Annotated in this window: 17 protein-coding genes and 4 pseudogenes; 12 read left to right on the top strand and 9 right to left on the bottom strand. The window is 58.3% G+C overall.

From position 1 onward, the window contains the following. Position 1: 1 nt before the first annotated feature. The 5 genes from ACWAT4_RS07635 to ACWAT4_RS07615 all read left to right on the top strand — a co-directional run bounded on the left by ACWAT4_RS07635 (position 2) and on the right by ACWAT4_RS07615 (position 4,399). On the top strand, positions 2–841 hold the full coding sequence (locus ACWAT4_RS07635) for an SDR family NAD(P)-dependent oxidoreductase (protein ID WP_449730213.1): 840 nt from the start codon (positions 2–4) through the stop codon (positions 839–841). Positions 842–849: 8 nt separating this feature from the next. Further along, complete coding sequence (locus ACWAT4_RS07630) at positions 850–1,782, top strand: ABC transporter substrate-binding protein (protein WP_449730212.1); 933 nt, start codon at positions 850–852, stop codon at positions 1,780–1,782. A 9-nt stretch (positions 1,783–1,791) separates the two neighbouring features. Beyond that, entirely contained in the window at positions 1,792–2,325 is a 534-nt protein-coding gene (locus ACWAT4_RS07625; protein WP_449730211.1) for a flavin reductase family protein, read from the top strand. Positions 2,326–2,388: 63 nt separating this feature from the next. Continuing rightward, on the top strand, positions 2,389–3,717 hold the full coding sequence (locus tag ACWAT4_RS07620) for an amidase (protein WP_449730210.1): 1,329 nt from the start codon (positions 2,389–2,391) through the stop codon (positions 3,715–3,717). Between the two features lie 355 nt (positions 3,718–4,072). After that, positions 4,073–4,399: a MarR family transcriptional regulator gene (locus ACWAT4_RS07615; RefSeq protein WP_449730209.1), complete on the top strand. Its 327-nt coding sequence runs from the start codon at positions 4,073–4,075 to the stop codon at positions 4,397–4,399. A 659-nt stretch (positions 4,400–5,058) separates the two neighbouring features. Here ACWAT4_RS07615 and ACWAT4_RS07610 read toward each other — a convergent pair. From ACWAT4_RS07610 to ACWAT4_RS07600, 3 genes and pseudogenes are all read right to left on the bottom strand, one after another. Beyond that, complete coding sequence (locus ACWAT4_RS07610) at positions 5,059–5,664, bottom strand: AMP-binding enzyme (RefSeq protein ID WP_449730208.1); 606 nt, start codon at positions 5,662–5,664, stop codon at positions 5,059–5,061. Between the two features lie 376 nt (positions 5,665–6,040). Then, on the bottom strand, positions 6,041–6,271 hold the full coding sequence (locus tag ACWAT4_RS07605) for an excisionase family DNA-binding protein (RefSeq protein ID WP_449730207.1): 231 nt from the start codon (positions 6,269–6,271) through the stop codon (positions 6,041–6,043). A gap of 314 nt (positions 6,272–6,585) precedes the next feature. Next, positions 6,586–7,291: pseudogene (locus tag ACWAT4_RS07600) on the bottom strand (FAD-dependent oxidoreductase); the annotation flags it as partial. Between the two features lie 43 nt (positions 7,292–7,334). On the opposite strand from ACWAT4_RS07600, the gene ACWAT4_RS07595 reads away from it, so the two are divergent. Next, complete coding sequence (locus tag ACWAT4_RS07595; protein WP_449730206.1) at positions 7,335–7,646, top strand: LysR family transcriptional regulator; 312 nt, start codon at positions 7,335–7,337, stop codon at positions 7,644–7,646. A 770-nt stretch (positions 7,647–8,416) separates the two neighbouring features. On the opposite strand, the gene ACWAT4_RS07590 is transcribed toward ACWAT4_RS07595, so the two are convergent. The 3 genes and pseudogenes from ACWAT4_RS07590 to ACWAT4_RS07580 form a co-directional block, all read right to left on the bottom strand. After that, positions 8,417–8,839 carry a MarR family winged helix-turn-helix transcriptional regulator gene (locus ACWAT4_RS07590; protein ID WP_449730205.1) on the bottom strand — a complete coding sequence of 141 codons (423 nt, stop codon included), beginning with the start codon at positions 8,837–8,839 and terminating at the stop codon, positions 8,417–8,419. 321 nt (positions 8,840–9,160) lie between these two features. Next, positions 9,161–9,541: pseudogene (locus ACWAT4_RS07585) on the bottom strand (integrase core domain-containing protein); the annotation flags it as partial. A 113-nt stretch (positions 9,542–9,654) separates the two neighbouring features. Further along, positions 9,655–11,040 carry a carotenoid oxygenase family protein gene (locus tag ACWAT4_RS07580; protein ID WP_449730204.1) on the bottom strand — a complete coding sequence of 462 codons (1,386 nt, stop codon included), beginning with the start codon at positions 11,038–11,040 and terminating at the stop codon, positions 9,655–9,657. Positions 11,041–11,317: 277 nt separating this feature from the next. Here ACWAT4_RS07580 and ACWAT4_RS07575 point away from each other — a divergent pair, with 277 nt between their 5' ends. From ACWAT4_RS07575 to ACWAT4_RS07555, 5 genes and pseudogenes are all read left to right on the top strand, one after another. Continuing rightward, positions 11,318–12,220 (top strand): alpha/beta hydrolase, encoded by a 903-nt coding sequence (locus ACWAT4_RS07575; RefSeq protein WP_449730203.1) that lies wholly within the window; start codon positions 11,318–11,320, stop codon positions 12,218–12,220. Between the two features lie 550 nt (positions 12,221–12,770). Beyond that, positions 12,771–13,835 (top strand): Rieske 2Fe-2S domain-containing protein, encoded by a 1,065-nt coding sequence (locus ACWAT4_RS07570; RefSeq protein ID WP_449730202.1) that lies wholly within the window; start codon positions 12,771–12,773, stop codon positions 13,833–13,835. A 256-nt stretch (positions 13,836–14,091) separates the two neighbouring features. After that, entirely contained in the window at positions 14,092–15,693 is a 1,602-nt protein-coding gene (locus tag ACWAT4_RS07565) for an FAD-dependent monooxygenase (protein WP_449730201.1), read from the top strand. Positions 15,694–16,087: 394 nt separating this feature from the next. After that, positions 16,088–17,557: an aldehyde dehydrogenase family protein gene (locus ACWAT4_RS07560; protein WP_449730200.1), complete on the top strand. Its 1,470-nt coding sequence runs from the start codon at positions 16,088–16,090 to the stop codon at positions 17,555–17,557. Between the two features lie 397 nt (positions 17,558–17,954). After that, positions 17,955–18,609, top strand: a pseudogene (locus tag ACWAT4_RS07555) (IS256 family transposase); the annotation flags it as partial. 77 nt (positions 18,610–18,686) lie between these two features. Here the strand turns inward: ACWAT4_RS07555 and tnpC are convergent. The 3 genes from tnpC to tnpA are packed head-to-tail and all read right to left on the bottom strand — an operon-like array spanning position 18,687 to position 21,145. Next, entirely contained in the window at positions 18,687–20,351 is a 1,665-nt protein-coding gene (gene tnpC / locus ACWAT4_RS07550; protein ID WP_449728857.1) for an IS66 family transposase, read from the bottom strand. A gap of 45 nt (positions 20,352–20,396) precedes the next feature. After that, positions 20,397–20,744, bottom strand: coding sequence for an IS66 family insertion sequence element accessory protein TnpB (gene tnpB, locus ACWAT4_RS07545; RefSeq protein WP_212285651.1), 348 nt, complete (start codon positions 20,742–20,744; stop codon positions 20,397–20,399). Then, positions 20,741–21,145, bottom strand: coding sequence for an IS66-like element accessory protein TnpA (gene tnpA / locus ACWAT4_RS07540; protein ID WP_449728858.1), 405 nt, complete (start codon positions 21,143–21,145; stop codon positions 20,741–20,743). The genes tnpB and tnpA overlap by 4 nt, the downstream gene beginning before the upstream one ends. 91 nt (positions 21,146–21,236) lie before the next feature. Here tnpA and ACWAT4_RS07535 point away from each other — a divergent pair. Further along, a pseudogene (locus ACWAT4_RS07535) lies at positions 21,237–21,488 on the top strand (transposase); the annotation flags it as partial. Positions 21,489–21,595 lie beyond the last annotated feature (107 nt).

Genomic DNA, 21,595 nt, shown 5'->3' with positions numbered 1-21,595 from the left:
CATGATGTCGCTCAAGGGCAAGACGGTCCTCATTACAGGCGCCGCGCGCGGGATCGGCCGATCAATGGCGGAAGGTTTGGCCGAAAGCGGCGCAAATCTTGTCCTTGTCGATATTGACGCACAGGCGTTGACCGCAATGGGCGCGCAACTCAAAGCCAAGGGTGGGCAGGTCCTCACCCGGGCAATGGACGTTGCGGACCCCGCGTCGGCTGAGGCACTGAAAGTTGAGGCGGAGAGTCACTTCGGGGGCGTCGACGTTCTCGTGAACAATGCAGCAATCGGGCCCGAGAGCATCTCCAGTCGGTATCTCACCGACAGGGCAAAGTTCTGGGAGGTAAGTGACGAACTCTGGCTCGCTATGCTTCGTGTCAACGTATTCGGGCCTCAACTCATGTCTCGAACCTTCGTGAAGCCGATGCTTGAAAAAGGTTGGGGCCGAATAGTGAATATCACCACGAGCCTTGACACGATGTATCGCCCCGGCATCGGCAGTTATGGACCCTGCAAGGCTGCATTGGAGGCTGCATCACGGATCATGGCTGGTGATGTGGACGGGACTGGTGTGACGGCCAACGTCCTGGTTCCAGGAGGCCCGGTAAACACACGCCAGGTGCCGTCAGAAAACGGCCTGCCAGCCGACAAGTTAATCCAGCCCGAGCAAATGCGTGCCCCTCTAATCTGGCTCTGCTCGGACGAAGCGGATCAGATCAACGGGCTTCGCTTGATCGCCCGCAGGTGGAATCCTCAACTGCCGCTCGAGCGTCGGCTGGCCGAGGCCAGCGCGCCTGTTGCCTGGCCTCAGCTAGGCGCTCAGTCGGTCTTCCCTTCCACTCAATCGTGAGTATCCGCATGAAAATCGGAGTGCCCGATCTCATCTCGAATTCCTACTTTCCGGCTGTCGCGGCCGTCGAGCTCGGAATCATGAGGGAAGAAGGGGTGAATGCTGAGATTGAGCTCGTCTTCCCTGTGGACCGTGCCTACACAGCGCTGCAGAACGGCGACCTAGATTTTGTTGCAGGTTCGGCTCATTCGGCGCTTAGCGCGTTTCCCGAGTGGAACGGTGTCAAGCTCGTCTGCGCGCAAGGCCAAGGCATGTATTGGTTTCTCGTCATGCGCAAGGATCTCAGACCGCAGCGGAACGATCTATCGATCGTAAAGGGGCGGAGAATAGGTGCCGCGCCTTGGGTCGATATGGGGCTTCGCCAGTTACTCATCGCCGGCGGAATCGACCTCGAACGGGACGACGTCCAAATCGCGCCGGTGCCTGGCGCCATAGGAAAGACTGTGAACTTCGGTCTCACAGCGGCTCATGCCCTTGAAAAGGGATTGATTGACGGCTTTTGGGCAAACGGCATGGGTACAGAAACAGCTGTACGATCCGGCGCGGGATCGGTGGTGATCGACGTGCGCCGCGGCGACGGTCCACCAGAATGTTTCAACTATACCATGGCGTCAATCGCGACGACTGAACGGAAGATCGCGACATATCCACAGCAGGTCGAGGCGGTTGTCAGGGCGATCGTTCGCACCCAGGAGATCCTCAAGGCCGCTCCAGAGAAAGCTGCTGAAGTAGGCGCCAAAGTATTCCCCGCTACGGAAGCGAAGCTGATAACCGATTTAATCCGCCGTGACATTCCACAATATTCGGCAGGGATCTCAAGGACGTTCGTTGAAGGCATGAACGTCTTTTGCCGCAGACTCGGTATTTTAAATGGTGCGCCGGCCTATGATGACGTAGTGGCGACGCGCTTTCAATCGTTATGGCAACCAAAAAATACCTAGGTGGGCCAGATGGAAAGCTTTGACTCTCGCGCCTTTCGAGATGCTCTCGGGTCATTCGCAACCGGCGTTGCCATCATTACCGCTGAAACGCCTCAAGGACGTCTTGGGGCCACCGTAAGCTCCTTCAATTCGGTATCTCTGGACCCGCCGCTAATATTGTTCAGCTTGTCTCGGCGCGCACTCGGAATACATCAATGGCGATCGGCCGCAGACTACGGCGTTATCATCTTGCCGGAAGACAAGAAGGACCTCTCAAACCGATTTGCGAAAAGCGGAGGCGATAAATGGGCGGATCTGACGGTCGGCCAGATGCAAAACGGGTCTCCATTGTTGTCCGACTGGCTCGCATACTTCGAATGCGCCGCCTACGCTACATACGACGGAGGGGATCACGACATATTCGTCTGTAGGGTGTCACGGTTCAAAACTCGAACAGCTGACGCGGGTCCGCTGCTCTTTTTCCGGGGCAGTTACAGCGCTTTGGCGCAAGCCTCCACGGCCCCAGCATCACCGGACATCGATTTCGCCCTCCATGGCTGGTGATATTGAAGCAACCCTACGACAACAGTTCAAGCACGAGCTGATTTCGCCGAAATGGAGGAGCGCATGGCGCTGGCACAAACAATTCGGGCCAAGGTGGAGCATTGCCTCGAGAACGCGGCGAACCCCAGGGGCGAAGGCTCTAATACCTTCACGCGAATTTACGCGGACCAGGCGAGGCTTACTGCCGATTATTTCGATCAGGCGCTCGCTCTCGGGATCGAGCTGCCTCCACTGGCGGGAATGATCATCTCAATTAAGGACCTGTTCGACGTGACAGGTGAGGTGACGCGCGCCGGCTCGCGAGCGAGAACGGGCGAAGAGCCAGCCCCACGCGACGCAGAGATCGTCCGGCGCCTTCGGGGGGCCGGCGCGATTATCGTCGGGCGCACGACGATGACCGAATTCGCCTTCAGTGGGCTCGGGCTAAATCCTCACTTCGGAACGCCAGCCAATCCATGGGAACGAGACCAACGGCGCATCCCGGGCGGATCCTCGTCCGGCGCGGCAATATCGGTTACTGATCGAATGGCAGAAGCAGCTATTGGGACCGATACCGGCGGCTCGGTGCGGATTCCTGCGGCGCTATGTGGTCTCGTTGGGTTCAAACCGACGGCCCGAACGGTACCTCTCCAAGGAACTCTTCCTCTCTCCCCCTCATTTGATTCGATCGGGCCGCTGGCTCCCAGCGTCGGCGAATGCGCACGGCTCTACGGCGTGTTGTCCGGTCAGAATTTATCGCCTCAGTCGCCCTCCATGCGCCACCCCGCTACATTCATGGTGCTGAAGAATCAGGTCTTGGAAGGTCTCGACGCTCAAGTCGCCCGCACTTACGAGCGAACGCTTAATCTTCTGTCTAATTCGGGATTCAAACTGGTTGAACGCCACAGCAGCGCCGTAGCTCACCTGGCCGAGATCATGCAGGACGGGGGTATCGTGGCTGCTGAGGCATTCGAATGGCATGAAAAACTGCTTGAACGAAAGGGGGCTGCCTACGATCCGCGGGTACGCTCTCGAATAGAAAGAGGTGCTCATCACCGAGCCGCGGACCATATCCGTCGCCTTCAGCTGAGAACGCGCCTAATCTCCGAATGGGAGCGAGAGTTGGCAGGATTCGATGCCGTCCTGGCACCGACCGTCCCGACGATTGCACCCCGAATCGGTGAGATCGAGACGAGCGACGAGGCGTATTCCCGCGCCAATCTTCTGATGCTCCGAAACACAACTATCGTTAATGCCTTGGACGGCTGCGCGATCACCCTGCCTTGCCAAGAACCCACAACAGCTCCAGTCGGCCTGATGCTGATCGGCGGTAGCCGTGGCGACTGGCCGCTACTTTCGTTGGCCGCAGGGGTCGAGACCCGCATCAATGCTGTGCGTTTCACGGGTGGGTGACGTTGACATGCCCAATCCGGTAAATATATCTACGTAAATTCACTTACTTACCTTGTGTATCCATGTTATTTGCCAGACTGAAGTAGCTGACTCACGGCACCGACTGGAAAGATTGGATATGGCAACTAAAGCAAAAAGAGCCGACGAGCGCACCCGAGAACCTGCTCCGTCTCCGGCCCTCACTCCTCAACCACTCGATCTTGAACGACTGAGGCGCCGACGGAACGCGGCAAAACGATCTCGCGAGACGGAAAATAAGCACACGTATTTCATAGGAGTGGCAGAAGCTCGCTATGTTCTACGCAAGGCCTTCCGTATAGTCGAGGATCAGGCAAGAGCTTTCGGGATAGACCCCTTGGCCCATCAGGCTCTCATCCAGATCTACGGCAGCGCTGAAATGCATCTGCAGGTAAATCAGATCGCCGCTCGGCTCGATATACCTCCGGCCTTTGCTTCCACACTGGTGAGGACCTTGGTTGAAAAGGGCTTGGCAGATCGCAGGCGCGACGACCAAGATCAAAGAGTCACATTCGTCGGTGTTACCGACTCGGGAAAAGAGATCCTCCACGCGATCGACGAGAAGGTGAAGTTTCACGTCGACTACTTCGCTGGTCAACTCACGCCTAGTGAGCGCGAGAGCGCACTTTCAATACTGACGTTCTATGTCGGAGCCAAACTGTAGAGTTGAGCTCACGGCCTCGCCTTGGGGTAGGCCGAGTTGCGGGCAGCGACATCCTAAGACGATCCGTTGCGCTTTTTCACTGTGCGATCAAAACTCTTCACATCCAGTACGACAGTCTGAGATAACTTCGGGTGCACGATCGTCCCCCCGATAGCGACCGAGCGCCCGATCCCCGTCACCTCCTCGCAGCCGACATGTCCTCTCCCGCGTCGTACCAGATCCAGCACTGTCCGGCGAAATCATCGATACCGTCTCGAATGATCTGGTGAAACCCCATGCGAAGTCTTTTCGTACTGCTCGAATAACCTGCCGCGCTTCGGCAAGAAGATCGTCGCCTGTGGCCCCCTTGGAATTCGTGCATCATTGGCGTCGACTCATTCAGCTATCGATGCCGGCGAGAAGCTGCTCTGTCGGCAACTTGATGCGCAATATAGCGCGCTGTACCGCACGAAAGATTTCATCGAAGGAAGTGCTGCTGAGAGAGAGGGTCGCAAGCCGGTCTATCGCGGCGACTGACGGAGGTGCGTCTCGGCGGATCAGATCGAAATGTCTCCGCGCAGCGCGAGCTGGCAACGTGACCGGATGTCAGCCGTAAGGGGTAGTCTTCAGTGAGCGCCTCACCTGACTCGCGAAGCGCCGCTGTCGGAGCGCCGACGGACTTAACCTCTTGGAGCCATAGGCAATCTGGCGACGAATTCAATATCAGGCGGCAGCGAGTATGGCGGCAACTGTCCCCTGGCATGCTGGGCGATCTTCTCCGCGACGTCAGCTGATGGTCTCCGACCGGAATTGAGGACAACGAACGCCTTGACGACTTCACCGCGCAGCCTATCGGGCCTTCCGACGATTACGGCCTGCGCCACGGCTGGGTGCGAAGTTAATGCCGCTTCGAGCTGGCTGGGTACGACCAGATAGCCGCTGCTGCTGATCGCATCTTCCTTCGTTCCCACGAAATAGACATTCCCTTCAGCGTCTATCCGGCCGATATTCCCCGTGAGATAGTACCGGCGGCCAAACCTGTACCTCACCGTCATGCCTTCAGTTTCGTTGTAATATCGGTCGAACCAATGCAAAGGCGACCTTTCGGTATCGATGGCGATTTCGCCTTCTTGGCCTATCGGACAATCACGGCCTGCAGCGTCCAGGATGACCACTTTGAAGCCCGGGACCTGATTGCCGTGCGACGCGACCTCCCGCAGCAGAGCAACAGCTCGCTCGAGGCTCTGTGTCCCTGTCCCGGCTTCGGCTACATCTGTACCATGCATGTAAACTCCCTCGTTCGGTAATCGCGTCGGGCACTGCGAGTAGTCCATATAATGGACCTGTCGATGACGAAATAGCGACTCGAAAACCGCGCGTCGTCTTGCGAGACGCTATCGTGCTTCGTAGCATTGAGAAGTACACAATCAAGGTCCACCATATGGACCTCAAGACGACCGGTCATGCAAATGATCGGAAGCCTGCACAACAGTAGGCATCAGAGGGAGGTCAAGCGTGCGCGACAGCGCGAGGCACGGGAATTCTTCCTCGACTTCAGTTCGCAAAAATTGGTGACCGAGACTGTGCCGGCGGATTTCACATCGAATCCGTGATGGAGCTCAAGTTGACGACTCTGGCAATCAGCTGCTCGCGTGACTGGCATCAGGCGCCGCGAACCTCTCCAGGGCCGGCTGGTATCGCATTGACACCAACCAGAGCTAACAGAGATTGCACGATGACTAGACGGCGGCGACCGACAGTCGTCGTGGTAACTCGACCATCTCCGATTAGTTCATAAATCTTGGTCCGCCCGAGACCTGTCGCTTCACAGGCCTCCGCGACGGTGCAGGTCAACCGCTGCGCAAATGGGAGGCAACGCAGATGGCTGGGCATCTGCTTATCCGCGGCCGCACTACGTTCAACTTGGACACCGCTTTCGAGGTCCTGACCACGCCGTATCAAGATTACGTCTCCTCCACAATCGAAGGAGCTACCCTGGGGCGCGCCGCATTCCACGTCAACGGAAGCAAAGGAGCAGAAAGGAGAGCCTTGGCGAACGTCAGGCGGTGTTCGAAAAGACTCGGCTACAAGAGACAACGCAGAATTTTTCGTAACTAATATTGCATGAATCAGTGACCGCAGCGTCATCGACGTAAACACTCCTACAAAGACAACCCACTTCCATCAGTGTCAGCTACGTAATCCGTTCATCTTTTTTTCTGCGGCGGCAGATCCGTGCAGTGGCCTGCGAACACTTCCGCCGCCATGCCGATGGACTCGACCAGCGTCGGATGCGGATGAATGGTCTTGCCGATATCGGACGGCTCGCAGCCTATCTCGACCGCAAGGCAGATTTCACTGATCAGATCGCCGGCAGGGGTGCCGACAATGCCGCCACTGACCACGCGATGGGTCGTCGTATCGAACAGCAGCTTGGTGAAGGCCTCGTCGCCGCCGTTGGCGATGGCGCGGCCGGAGGCCGCCCACGGAAACACCGCCTTGCCGACCTTGAGGCCCTCGGCCTTGCATTGCTCCTTGGTCTTGCCGGCCCAGGCAACTTCCGGGTCGGTATAGGCGACGGAGGGAATCTGCCGCGCGTCGAATTACGACTTCTCGCCATGCGCGACTTCCGCGGCGCCATGGCCCTCATGCACCGCCTTGTGCGCCAGCATCGGCTGGCCGATGACATCGCCGATCGCAAAGATGTGCGCCACATTGGTGCGCATCTGCTTTTCGACATCGATGAAGCCACCGGTCGGTCACGGCCACGCCGGCCTTTTCGGTGCCAATCTTCTTGCCGTTCGGGCTGCGGCCGACCGCCACCAGAACGAGCTCGTAGACCTGCGGCCCGGCAGGCGCCTGCTCGCCCTCGAAATTCACCTCGATCCCGGCGTCCGTCGCCTTTGGCGCCGACCGTCTTGTATCTCAATCCAGCGTAACGAACCACATCACGCAGTTGGAGCGGCATCTCGGCGCCAGGCTGCTCAATCGAAATACTCGCGGGGTTGGCCCGAGCGAGGACGGGCATACGCATTACCAGCGTTGCAAACGCATCATTTCTGAAATCGATGATGCTGACGATTCCGTCGGTCTCCGTAGACAAGAACTAGGCGGGACGCTGCGTCTATCGACCTCGCTGACTTTTGGGCGCAGAGTCCTGGCTCTGATGCTGATTGAATTCATGCGGCCGCACCCTCGAATCAAGGTCGACCTTGTTTGCGACGATCGATTTCTCGATCTTGTCAGCCATGGTATCGACGTCGGTTAGTGCCTCCCGGACTCTTCGCTGGGGTGTCGGTACATCGGGCACAATCCGTGGATGATGATCTGCTCTCCAAAGTACCTCTCCGAAAACAGCTTCCTCGTGATCTTGAAGGACATCGCTGCATCCTTTACTCGAGTGTTCAAGGAGAGGGAAAGCCCGAACTCTACCATCCCCACAAACAACCCTGGCGGGCGCGCAAGCGCGCGTCATTGACCGCTCCTGCGCGCGCCGTCGAGAAAGCGCGGGTCGGGGCGGAGAAACGGGCTTCAAATCGACCAAGAAATCGTCCCTCAGGGCTGATCAAGTCTCTATCCATGGCATGACAAACGCGGCGCACCCATCCACGCCTTCCGGGAGCGCCCAAAAAGTCCAAAACGAAAGCGACAGAGCTACAAAAACACGACATCCTCACCCGCTACGGACAGACAATGACGTTAAGACAATCATACTCCATAAGCGGAGAGCACGGCCCGACGAGGCGGCCGGCCTATTGGCAAATGAGTTGGAATTTATGAAATGAACGCGTCGCGATTTGTAATGGTCGCATTTCGGAAGGAGGCCGCGGTGGCCTCGGCAGCGTGCCGAAGCGGCGATTGAGTACGTCACGTTGACGTCGATATTGCACCCGCCTTGTTTTGGATCGCCCTGAGCACATGACGTATCAATCAATCTTGATCAGCGATCGGAGCGATCAAAGTCCACGTGGAATTTCGTTTGAGCCCCCGTGCGGGCGTCTTCAAACATCCGCTAGGAGCGGCGTGTTGGGGCTGCACCTAGTCATGCGATTTGTGTTCTGGAGAAAGGCCGGAGTCTTCTAGCATTGCCACCATATTCTCGTCGAGCTTCGTCAGAAGCTCTACGAGCTTGCGCCGGTCAATGCCTCGCAACAGGGATTTCTCGCGCTCCTTCGACTGGGGGAGCAACGAGGTCTGCAGTTCTCTACCTTGACGGGTGAGAGACACCAGCATTGCTCGCGAGTCATCCGGGTCAGGAACGCGCTTCACAAGTCCTTTTTCTTCAAGTTCTCGCGCAAGGCGACTGATCCAGGCCTTGTCGACGCGCGCGCGTCGGCTGATCTCTCCCACTGACAACTTATCGCCGCTGTGCAGGAGGGCCAAGATCCGCATATCGGTCATTCTGATCCCGTATCGGTCCTCGATATTGAGGGTCCCCAAGCGAGTGATCGCCTCTGACATCCGTGCAATTCGTACCACAATCAAGTCATCGAGGTGTCTAACTGGATCCACAACCGGCTCGTTCCCACCAGAAAGTGTACCGCGGCCACTGCGAGATTTGCTAAACTTTTTTAGTCGAGGTCGATTGGTAGCAAGGTTCACGGCTGAGCGGTCCAAAGGTTATACAGTGCATCAAACATGTGGCCTAACGCCGGGCGACATCACTTACTCCTGGAACCAAAGCCCAGAATCAGAGCGAAGTGCCATGAACACATTACCCGCCCGTAGCAGCTCCTATCAACCTAGCATTTTCCACCAGTGGCCTTACCCATCGGCGGCGGTCTAGATGAGGAGCCTCAGCAGGTTGTTCCTGGCCAGGGCGAGTGTGCTGATGGGTGGTATCGAGCCGATACTGCCATGCGGCCGGTGCTAATTGTAGCTGTGAAGCCAACTCCGCAGTTCAGCGGCTCCCTCTTTTGAGGTGTTGTAAGCGTGGGCATAGGCCCATTCGCGCAGGCTGGTCTGGATGAAGCGCTCGGCCTTACCATAGGGCTTGGTGCGGATGAGCTTGCGGCCGACGCGCTTGCGGGTTTTGCAGAAGGCGATGGATTTGTAGCAAGAGCCGTTGTCGGTCATCACCTGCTCGACCTTGATGTCCAAGCTCGCGTAGTAGGCGATCGCGGCCTTGAGGAAGGCCACGGCGCGCCCTGTCGCTCGCTTTGGAGGCTTGATCCTCTCCACGAGACATCCGCCGGTCTTCGACCGGCAATGTGAGGTTCAATCGATGGAGCCAGACTGCGGTGCGACGACGCGCACCGCAGGGTCGCAAACTATCTCTATTCGGAAACAAAGCAGCCATGAAACGCTTGCGGCTGGTTGAACGGCAAGCGAATTGTTGCAACCGGACCCTCCGTCATCTTTTCTGCGTCGATCACGACGAGCTCGGCTCGGTTCTCGGCATCGACGTTGACGAGGCACACAACAAAGCCTTCTCCTTCACGAGCGTCGGGCGCTCGGGGCACAAACACGGGCTCCTGGGCGCCGCCGGGCGCGTTGGGGGTAGCATACACGGAACGTTCGCCGTTTTGCCAATCGATCCGCACGATACCGTCGCGCGATTTGTGAAAGCCATATCGATATCGCTTCGAAGTGAAGCGCTCGTCGCAGCGTGGCATCTCGCCGATCGATCCTGGGAAGGGCTTGATGCTGACGTCCCCGCCTTTGAGGTCGAACGTTAGTCTCGAAATCGTGGGTATCCCCATTGTGGGATCAGTCTGATGTCCAGAGACGTCACGGAACATTCCGAAGCTGTTGCCGCGTGCGATCGGTGCGTCCAGATGCACAAGATGTCCCTCGGAATAGGCGTTCATGACGTGCGCCATGAACGCCCCGGGAGCCTTGAACCATCGGATTTCAGAAACGCTGCCGCTGCGCGGCATAATGCCGTAGACGGGGGCGAGGTCGGGATCGTATGCGTAAAAGTCGCCGCCTTGTTTCACACGCCTCATGTCGACCGTGAGCGGCATTATAGGAAAGATGATGTGCTGTTCCGTAATCGCGAAATCGTGGCTGATACCAGGATAGGGAGTCATGAATTCCTCTTCCCGGATCAGCCTTCCATTCCGATCGATGACCTGCAAATTCATCTCGCCTTCGTAGCGCTTGTAAGCGAACAGGCCATAGCTCCACCACTCACCGGTGTCTGGATCGATCTTCGGGTGCGCCGTCATGGTCTTCGATTTCAGGCGATTGCCGCAATTCCAGGTGCCTAGTGTCTGAAGCGTCCTGGGATCGATCTCGGTGGGATGGCTGTCCTCGCGCAAAGCGAACAGTCGGCCGTGGTGCGAAAATGCGTATGTGTTGGCGGTATTGTCGCGGTCCGTCCCGGTCGTCGAGGCGTCATCAGTGAATTCGTTTCGGTATTTGCCATACAGGCGGCGCCGGACCCGACGCTCATGTCGCAGCCGTTCAGTCTCGACGTAGCGACACCGATAGTCCACTCCGCCGTCCTCAAAGCGGAACATTGACATTATCCCGTCACCGTTGATGAGGACGTCATCCTCGAGTGAAGGATAGGCGCGGTCGCCGCCGACTCGAAAATATGCACCGATGAGGTCACGAGGAAGTTGGCCAATCACTTCGCAATCGCGAATGTCTGCTTCAAACCTGAACGCTGGTACGGGACCGTAGAATCCCTTGGATGGAAAGACTGGTTCCGGCATATGTCGCCTCCTCTTCGATCTGACGCCAATCGCTTGCGGAGTGCACTCCCACCCTTCGCGCTCGGCTGTTGTTCGGCCCTGGTGTCGCCTCAATCGAAGTGCGACTGAAAACTCATATCAGCTATATTGATGTCTACACAACATTCAATTTGTTGTCTTGACAACTATCAATGTTGATATAGGTTTGGCTTATGTGACGCATACGACAGGGTAGTGGACGATTTTACGTGAGCGGGGCTCGCAAGGCGGCGGACTGGGTGCGTCAGCGAGAGAGGTTATGTACATCGCAACAAAGAGCAATGGAGTCGTCGTGAACGACATGCATGAAAAGATTCGCTCGATGGGCGCTGAGTTTACTCCCGCTATGGTCCAGGCCTCCGTCGCGCTGTTTGCCCCACTGTTGCCCCCGTACCCGGAGGCGGCCGTCATTCGCGACATCAAATATGGATACGATGAAAGGCACAGGCTGGACCTATTCGGCGCGCAGAAGCACGTCAGCAAGCGGCCGATCGTCATCTACATTCATGGCGGCGGCTTCGTGGCCGGCGACAAGGGCAATGCTGGCCAGCCCTTCTATAACAATATCGGCATATGGGCGGCAGCTCAGGGGTGCCTCGGGATCACGGCAACCTATAGGTTGGCACCTGCGCACAAATATCCCTCCGGCGTCGACGATATAGGCGCCATCGTCGCATGGGTGCGTGCAAATGCGGGAGAGTATGGCGGCGATACCGACCGGATTGTACTAATTGGCCAATCCGCCGGGGCATCACATGTCGCATCGTATCTTGCCAACTCGAAAACGCGCGCGTCGGCGGCGCAATCGCTGGCCGGTGCCGTCCTGATGTCGGGCGTCTTCGATTTGACTGCTGCCGAGCCGGGGCATTTCGAACGCGCCTATTATGGTGAGGATGCGTCGGCTTTTGCAGCATGCTCCAGCGTCGAAGGGCTGGCTAAAACGCCAGTTCGGTGCCTGTTCACGATCGGTGAAATCGAGGATCCGATGTTTCAGCGGCAAACATCATTGGCCGTGGGGCGATGGGTCGAGGAAAAAAGCAGGTGGCCTGATTTCCATCTGCTAGAGGCACAGAATCACATCTCTCCGGTACATCAGATCGGTGGTTCTGCCGACGAGGTTGGACCGTTGCTCGCGAAATTCGTCAAGAAGGTAATCGCTTGACGCATCAAGATTCCGGCCAATGTTCTGGGGTGAAATGGCATCGGCAACTCCGGTCTGCAAAGAGGACGTCGTTTGCTCTCCGGCATTCGTAAAGGCGAATTATGCATTCGTGCAACGGGTCAGCGGCTTGCCAATAGACTTGTGTAGACAACGATGTTATGACAACTATATGTGTTGGATACCGTTAGAATCGTCCGCCTGCGTTCGAACGAGCGTCGAAGGGGGCGTATTTCAATCGACCTGGCCGCGCCTTAGCGCCCATTGGATGATGAAGAGGGCGCCGCCAGGCGGCGTGCGGATGCAGGAAACAAAGCTGCACTTTAAGCAGCGTCTCACGAAAGCAATTGGAGGAAGATCAAGTGGAGGAAGATCAAGTGGAAGCATTGTGCCTATCGGGGCGAGCGATCTCTCGGCAATTGTCGGAATCTGCGTGTCCTTCCTGCTCGTGTACGCTGTTGTCCTTTTATCCCTGTCCTCGCGCCTCGTCCGCGATGCTGGAGAGGCGCCGATTCGAAGCTGACGCTACAACGCAAAAACAGGAAGACGCCCAATGACGACGAGCCCATCAATCGAGCGCTATGTTCGCCACGCCTGGTACATGGCCGGCTGGGACCGCGAATTCGCGCAGGTCCCGGAGGCCCGCATTATCCTTGGAGAACCTCTGGTCATTTACCGGGCCGACGACGGTAAGATCGTCATTCTCGCTGATCGCTGCGCTCACCGTCACGCGCCGCTGTCGCGTGGTCGATGCGAGGGACGGCAGTTGCGCTGCCTCTATCATGGGTTGTTGTTCAACCCCGATGGTAGTTGCGCCGAGATCCCGGGGCAGGAGATTGTACCGCAGTCGGTGCGGGTACGCGCCTATCCCTCAGTCGAAAAGCACAATGCTGTTTGGGTTTGGATGGGGCCTCCTGAGCGGGCCGACGAGGCACTGATCCCTGATTTCAAGGGCTACGCGCATGCTGATTGGGCTCTCGAACCAGGCTACATGGACATGGAAGCGCCGGCGCATCTTATTCATGACAACCTTTTGGACCTCTCGCATGTCGGCTGGGTACACAAGGATAGTTTCGGCGGTGGAAGCGATCGCGCCGTCAAAGGGTGGATCTATGGTGAGACCAGGATCCAAAAGTTGCCCCGCGGCGTCCGTGTCACGCGCAGGATGGAGAAAATTCCCCCGACGCCTGCAGGTGGGCTCCGCGTCCTACAGGACAAAGGTCCGGGAGATTTCTATTCATCGTACGATTTCCTCGCTCCGGGGGTTTTTCTGCAGTTTGCTGGTCGCTATCCACTAGGCGCACTGGCGCAATCCGGTGACAGCCGCCCACAAGCTGAGCCGCTGTTCTCTTCATACACCTGCCAGGCGGTGACGCCTGTAACCGACTACAAAACGCGGTATTTCTTCGCCTTCGGTCCTGACTCGCGCTTCCCGGGCGAGAAGCAGTTCTTCTACGATTTGAGTCGCCAAGCCTTCGGCGAGGATAAGGCGATGATTGAGGCCCAATATAAGATAATGCGGAAGTCAGGTGAGTTGCGAATGATGCGCCTCGCTATGGACAAGGTTCTCGCAACTTATGAAGGTGTGCACAAAGAGCTGTTAGCGGCAGAAACGTGACCCAGCTCGTCTCTCGATCGATTCGCCGAACCTCCTGTTTAAGAAGAGGGATCGGCAGTTTCATTCGGGAGCGCCGCGTCGTCTAACTGTAGCGCTGCTCGGGTAGCCTGCTTCGGCGGCAAGATAGAAGCGGGCAGGACCGCCCTCCGTGAATGGAAATGAACTCGGTTCGAGATCAAACCGTCTCTCACGCTGCGAGCAGGGACGCCCCGCGGACCAATCCATCGCCGCTTTCATCACGACAAATCGCAAATCAATGAGCATCACCGTGGACTCCCACACTCAAGTCGTCATCGTCGGAGGCGGACCCGTCGGTCTCGGGTTAGCCATCGAGCTTGGCCAGCGCAACATTCGTTGCATTCTGATCGAGCGCTTCAGGGCTCCGCAGCAGATTCCAAAAGGCCAGAACCTGACCCAACGAACGCTGGAGCATTTCTACTTCTGGGGTGCGGAGCAGTCTCTGCGCGCAGCTCGCACAATTCCCCGAGCCTATGGCATTGGTGGCATGACGACCTATGGAACGCTGCTGAGCGGTTACGAATATGACTGGCTGCAGCGCGACTTAGTACGGCCATATTACTTCACGGACAACGAACGGCTCCCGCAATACGCGACAGAAACCGTTCTGCGCCACCGGCTCAGCCAACTGCCGAGCGTTGAGGCGGTCTACGGTTGGACGGCTGAAGCGATCGAGCAGGATGGCGATGGCGTGAAGGTCGCCATTTCCGATCGTCACGACCGCCAACGCCGCACGCTACGGTCGGATTACGTGGTTGGTTGCGATGGTAGCCGTTCACTGACTCGTGAAACTAGCGGCATCACTCAAACCATTTCGGATCATGACAGGTTAATGGTACTGCTCGTGTTTCGCTCAACCGGCTTGCACGAGCTGCTTGAACGATTTTCCAACAAGTCATTCTACAACGTGCTGCATCCCGATCTGAAGGGGTACTGGAAATTCTTTGGTCGAGTCGATCTCGGCACAAGCTGGTTTTTCCACGCGCCGGTGCCGATCGGGACCACGAAGGATAATTTCGATTTCCAACGCTATCTCCATACTGCCGTTGGCGAAGAGTTCGACATTGATATCGAACACATTGGCTTCTGGGATCTTCGGGTGGCAATCGCCGACGACTACCGCAAGGGGCGCGTATTCGTTGCGGGTGATGCTGCGCACAGTCATCCGCCCTATGGTGGCTACGGAATCAATACCGGTCTCGAAGATGCAGCCAACTTGGGCTGGAAACTTGCGGCGGTACTGAAAGGCTGGGGTGGGGCCAGGCTGCTCGACAGCTACGCAGAAGAACGGCAGCCGGTGTTCGCGTCAACGGCGCGCGATTTCATCGAGAAGGCGATTAACAGCGACAGAGAGTTTCTCGCAAAATTCGATCCTGCGATCGATAAAGAAGCATTCGAGGCAGCGTGGGCAGCGCGGTCCAACGGCGCGCGCTCTGAGGTTAATTCCTTTGAGCCCAACTACGAAGGCTCGTCGATTGTTGCCGGAGCGTCGGGCAGCATCTGTGGCGCAATTGGATCGCATGAATTCAAGGCGCGGGCCGGTCACCACTTGGCTCCCTTTCAGCTCGCGACCGGTCGTGACATTTTCGAGGAGTTAGGGCCAGAGTTCACGCTACTTGATCTTGGCGAACCGAAGAAGGCTATTGCTGATATCACACTGGCTGCGGCGGCGAGCGGTGTCCCGCTGAAGGTGCTGAGGGACGACCGTGCGCAGAGCCGCGCATTCTATAATGCTACATGCATTCTAATTCGTCCCGATCAGTTTGTTGCGTGGCGTTCGGTGAGAGACACATACAATCCTGTTGACATAATTCAACGGGCGGTTGGAGGAGCGTGCTAGCGCGTTGTTGATATGCCGAGCGGACAACACGTTATGAAAGGCGCAATGGAAAACGGGACCGAGGGACTTGTCGCCAAAGCTGGAGGTCGGCAGACGAGTGGCACTTGCCGCGTTTACGTCGATGGGGCATTCGTGAATCCGCCTGTGAGCCTTGAGGAATTGTTCGAAGCAACGTCCTCGTCACGAGAAGCTAACAGCAAGCTGAGTTGCCAGATCACCGTTAGCGAAGGGCTGTCCGATCGGACGATTAGGAATCCTGAGACGCAACTAGGGCGAATTTGTTCTACGGGCATTCGGCGAAAAGGCGCGAGTTCTTCGTCCTGCGCCGAGTCTTGGTCAAGGCTAGCGGCGGTCGCTTGAGCGCGGCTCACTAGTCAGAAAGGGAGCGAAATCAATGCAGACCAGGAGCAACGCAGAAGCAGCTATCCACGAGATGATGTTGATCGGTGGGAAGTCGGTTGATGCCACCGCTAGGCTGGAGGTTAGAAATCCCGCGAGACCGGAGGATCTCGTCGGTACCATACCGAGGGGTGAGGCAGACCATGCCGACCAGGCGGTGGCTGCGGCGAAGAAGGCGCATCCCGCCTGGGCCACCCTCACTTATGCCGAACGGGCGGAATTTCTCAAAAGTGCATTGCTTCGTCTCGAATCCGAGATCGAGAAGCGCGCTGCCGTTTTTGTGCGAGAAAACGGGAAGCCGCTCGCTGAAGCGCGCGGCGAATTGCTGAGCGTGCCCCGGCGTCAAGAGATACAACTCGAATATGCTGCTCAGCTTGACACGGAATGCCAAGTTCCCGCTGCAAATGGTCGTTCTCTGGTCCTGCGTCGACCCTACGGTGTGGTGGTTTCGATTGTACCTTGGAACTCGCCGGACGTGTTGGCCTTTACGCAAATCGTGTCGGCGTTGCTTGCTGGTAACTGTGTGGTGCTCAAACCACCCGAGACCTGTCCTCTGACCCTAATTCAATCGTGCCGCCTATTCGCGGAAGATCTGCCGCCGGGGACGATTAATGTCGTCACCGGACTGCCCAACGAGATCGGCGACGCGCTCACGACCCACCCCGATGTGAGTAAGGTCGGATTTACCGGAAGCATTCCGTCCGCGCGTCACATCATGACTAATGCCGCGAAATCTATTAAGGGGATCACACTCGAATTGGGTGGAAACGATCCGGCAGTGATTTTGGAAGATGCAGATTTCGGTTCGGGCATGATTGATCGCATGGTTCATGCGACGTTTAGGAATTCTGGCCAAGTGTGCATGGCGATCAAGCGAATTTTTGTACCGGAGAAGCGCGGAGATGAGTTCATCGATGCCTTCAAAGCCGCGGTGCAGAAGCTCGTCGTAGGGGACGGATTGAATCCGTCCGTCACTATGGGCCCGCTTCATACGCAGGGGGCGCAGATCAAGGCACAGACCTATATCGGGGATTCGCAGTCACGCGGCGCCGAGATTCACGTTCTCGGGACGATCGAGAATGAATTGGTCTTCGATAAGGGCTACTTTGTCCGCCCGACGGTGGTGACGGGACTAGGAGATAACGCTCCCCTTATGACAGAGGAGCAGTTTTGTCCGGTGGTGCCCATTACTCGTTACGGTGACCTGGATGAGGCTCTAGAGCGAGCCAACCGTACTCAGTTCGGCCTTGGTGGCTCCGTCTGGAGCAAAGACGCAGAAGACGGCATCGCAGTCGCCCGCAAGATCGACGCTGGTTTAGTTTGGGTCAATGCGCATGGCGTTCTCGCCATCAACCCGCGCACCGCTTATGGAGGCGTCAAGCAGAGCGGAATGGGCAAGAAGTCTGCTCTTGATGGTATTTTGGAATATACCCAGGGACAGATTGTAAACGTGCTTGAGCAATAGCCAGGTTGTGCCCACGTAGAGACGAGAACAGAATATGTGGAGGACTCCCGGGCGTCGGAAGACACAATAACCTGGAAATCATCCGATCCGCGGCGCTCCGGGAAAGTGATCGGCCTCTCAGCGGCTTACAAGGGGCCCTTCCCTTTTTTCGGAAGGCGATCAGTGGGCCGCTTTTGCGGGCGAGAATTGCTGCGCCGAAGCCGAGCCGGTCAGAATCGGTCACTGAAACAACCGGATAGCCTAGGTCAGGCTCGTTGCGGGCGACCGGTCGTGCTGTATCCCAACCACCTGTGGCCGACGAAAGTAGATCGTGCAGCCGCAGTAGCAGTAATCGCTAGCGCTACTAGCGCTTCTTAAATTGGAGTCATTTTGCGGTACCCAAAGGCAGAGCGATGAAGTGGTGCAGAAAGCCTATGTGCAGGGCGTCTCGACCCGATCCGTCGATGATCTGGTCCAGGCCATGGGCATGACTGGCATCTCCAAGAGCCAGATGAGCCGACTGTGTGCCCAGATCGACGACAAGGTGAAGGCCTTCCTCGCCCGCCGATCGAGGGCGACTGGCTGTATCTGTGGATCGACGCTACCTACGTGAGGCTGCGCCAGAATGGCCGGATCGTCTGGGTCGCGGTGATCATCGCGGTCGGCGTCAATAGCGACGGCCGGCGCGAAGTTCTCGGCATGGACATCGGTCCCTCGGAGGCTGAGACGTTCTGGACCACGTTCTTGCGCAAGCTCGCTCGGCGCGGGCTTCGTGGCGTCAAGCTCGTGATCTCCGATGCATATGAGGGCATCAGGGCCGCCGTCAGCAAGGTGCTCAACACCGCTTGGCAGTGCTGCTGCGTCCACTTGATGCGCAACGTCCTGGCCCATGCCGGCAAGAGCGGAAGACGCGTCGTCTCCGCCTTCATCGCCACACCGCCTTTGCCGAGGACGATGCCGAAGCGGCCCGGGCTCAGTGGCGCAAGGTCGCCGACCAGCGCCGTCCCAAACTGCCGAAGCTCGCTGCCTTCATGGATGAGGCCGAGCCGGACGTGCTCGCCTATATGAACTTCCGTACGCATACGACGAGGACCGCCTGATTGACGCATGCGCGCGGGCACAATGAGTTCTATGATCGGTCGGGTGAAGGTCAGGCAGCCTGCTGACCGGCGGGCTTATCGGCTTGGCGCAGGAGCTTCCATTCCCAGGGCAGCAGTTCGTGCAGCCGTGACGTGGGAAGGTCGGCGATCCGGGCGAGGACGTCGGCGAGCCAGGCCTTGGGATCGACGTTGTTGAGGCGGCAGGTCGTGATCATCGTCAGCATGATGGCGGCGCGGTCGGCGCCACGCTGGCTGCCGGCGAAGGTCCAGTTCCGTCGCCCCAAGGCAATGCCTCTCAATGCGCGCTCGGCACAATTGTTGGTCAAGCAGATCCTGCCATCGTCGAGGAAGCGGGCGAAGTCGTCCCAGCGCCTGAGCATGTAGTTCATGGGCTTCAGGACCTCGGAGGAGCGCGACAGGGTTTCCCGCTCGCGGAGCAGCCAGACGTGCATGCCGTCGAGAAGCGGCTTGCTCCGCTCCTGGCGTACGGCACGCCGCTCGTCGGCACTACGGCCGTTGATGGCGCGGTCGATCTCGAACAACGCATCCAGACGCCTGACCGCCTCCAGCGCGATCGGGGAGACCGGTTTGCCCTTGAGGCCTTCCCGTGCGGTTTTCTCGATATCGGCCAGCTCGAAGAAGCCTCGCCGCGCATGGGCCAGGCAAAATGCCGGCGTGATCGGCATTGCTTTCCTTTTTGGGTCGAACAACGGCTCGAAGCCGCCATAGCAATCCGCCTGCAGGATGCCGGCGAAGGCGGCCAAATGCTTCTGGGGATGTTCGCCCCGTCGGTCGCTCGAGGCGTAATAGACTGCCGCCGGCGGCGCCGGCCCGGCGAACGGCCGGTCATCCCGCACATACGTCCAGATCCGGCCAGTCGTGCACTTGCCCTTCGCGAGGATGCGGATGGTGGTGTCGTCGCCGTGAAGACGCTCGGCCGCGAGCACATGACGCTCGATCAGCTGGAACAGCGGCATGACGGCGAAGGTTCCGTGGCCGACCTGGTCGGCCAGCGTCGACAGCGGCAGGTCGATCCGCTCGGCCTTGAAGCGCACGCTTTGGCGATTGAGCGGGATATGCATGCCGAACTTGTCGAACAGGATGGTTGCCAACAGTTGCGGACCGATGAAGCCGCGAGGCGTGGCATGGAACGGTGCCGGCGGCTGGCTAATCTTCTCGCAATCGCGGCAGGTGAACTTCTCGCGTACCGTCTCGATCACCTTGAAGCGACGCGGGATCTCCTCCAGCGTCTTGGTCACATCCTCGCCGACTTTCGCCAGCCGCGATCCGCCGCAACAGGCGCAATTCGTCGGAGGGTCAATAACGACGCGCTCGTGTTCGATGTCGTCCGGCCATGGCTGGCGAACCGGCCGCTTGCGCATGAAGGGGCGGACGTGCTGCGTCTTCGCCGCTGCGACCTGCGCGCCAAGCTCATCCTCGCTCGCAGTGGTTACGAGTTCCTCGAGCTCCAATTCCAGCTGTTCGATCAGCCGCGCCGTGCGCTCGGATCGCTGCCCGTGCAGTTCACGTTTGAGCTTCTCAATCCGCAGCTCAAGATGCGCGATCATCACCTCGCTGTCCGACAGCTCCGCCCGCGCGTTGGCGGCATCCGCGACTGCCACATCGCGTTCAGCCTGCAACGCCTCGCGCTCGGCCAGCAGCGCAAGGTAGGCGCTCGCGAGATCCGACGGAAGATCGTCCGGCTTCGATGTCATGAAGCCATTGAATCAGATCGAGCAGCAGATTCAAACCCAAAACGGTTATCCGACCCGCGTGGGACGCTGGGTTTCTTGCGGATTGCGCCAATCGATTCCGGACAACAGATAGCTCAACTGCGCCGGCGAGATCGTTACCGATTCACCGGCAACCGATGGCCAGATGAACTTTCCTCTCTCGAGTTTTTTTGTGAACAAGCAGGCTCCCTGGCCATCGTGCCAGATCGCCTTCACGAGATCGCTGCGGCGACCGCGGAAGACGAACAGATGACCGCTGAGCGGGTCTTTGTGTAGCACCTCCTGCACTTGGAGAGCCAGCGACGGAAAGCCTCTGCGCATATCCGTGTAGCCTGTCGCGAGCCATACTCGCACATTCCCCGGTACAGCAATCATCGGCGTCCAAGCACATCAAGGACCCGCGCCAGCGCCTCCGGATCAACGTGCGCGTCCACCCGGATGCACCGTCGGTTGCCGAGATCGATCTCTATCAATCCAGTACGCGCGGCTGCCACCGAGCGAACTCGGCCATCAACAGTAGGCAAAAGCTTCGGAGTTTCCTCGGCCGAGGCCGCTACGGCGGCGATCTGCACCGGCGTAAAAGATGGTATAACTTCTTGTTCCGATGTCCGTGCTTGTCGACGCCAGGTAAACACCAGGCTGGCCGCTACTCCGTTGCGACGCGCAACCTCAGTTACCTTCGCGCCCGGTGCCAGCGTCTCCTCGACAATCCGTGCCTTGTCGTCCTGCGACCAACGCCGCCGCCGCTCCAGCCCGCCCAAAACCTCGACCCGCATCGCCCGATGACCTTAATGCTAGACTTAAGGTCACACGCTTCGCGAATTACCATCCGTCACGCAAGACGGCCCTCGTCGGAGGCGTACGAACTTCCCGCCTCAACAGCATGACAAGCTGCATTCGACCAATCCAATCGAGCGCCTCAGCGGCGAGATCAAGCGGCGGACTGAGATGGTTGGCATCTTCCCAAAGGAAGACGCCGTCGTTCGCCTCGTCGGCGCGATCCTGCTCGAGCAAGAACGACGGGTGGGCCGTTCAGCGGGCCCCGCTACATGACGCTGGAAACCATTGCGCCGTTGAGCCGCGATCCCCATCGTCGGCTTGCCCGCCGTGGCAGACTGACGCCTTCCGGCCCGCCGGAAAATCGGCGGTGACCGGCCGTCAGCTACACCACGCCATGGGACACGATCGACAGTGGGACGAACTGACGCCGCTCAGCCAGTCACTGG

The organism is Bradyrhizobium sp. T-1 (assembly GCF_053592855.1).
This window is presented reverse-complemented; position numbering and strand designations above follow the sequence as displayed.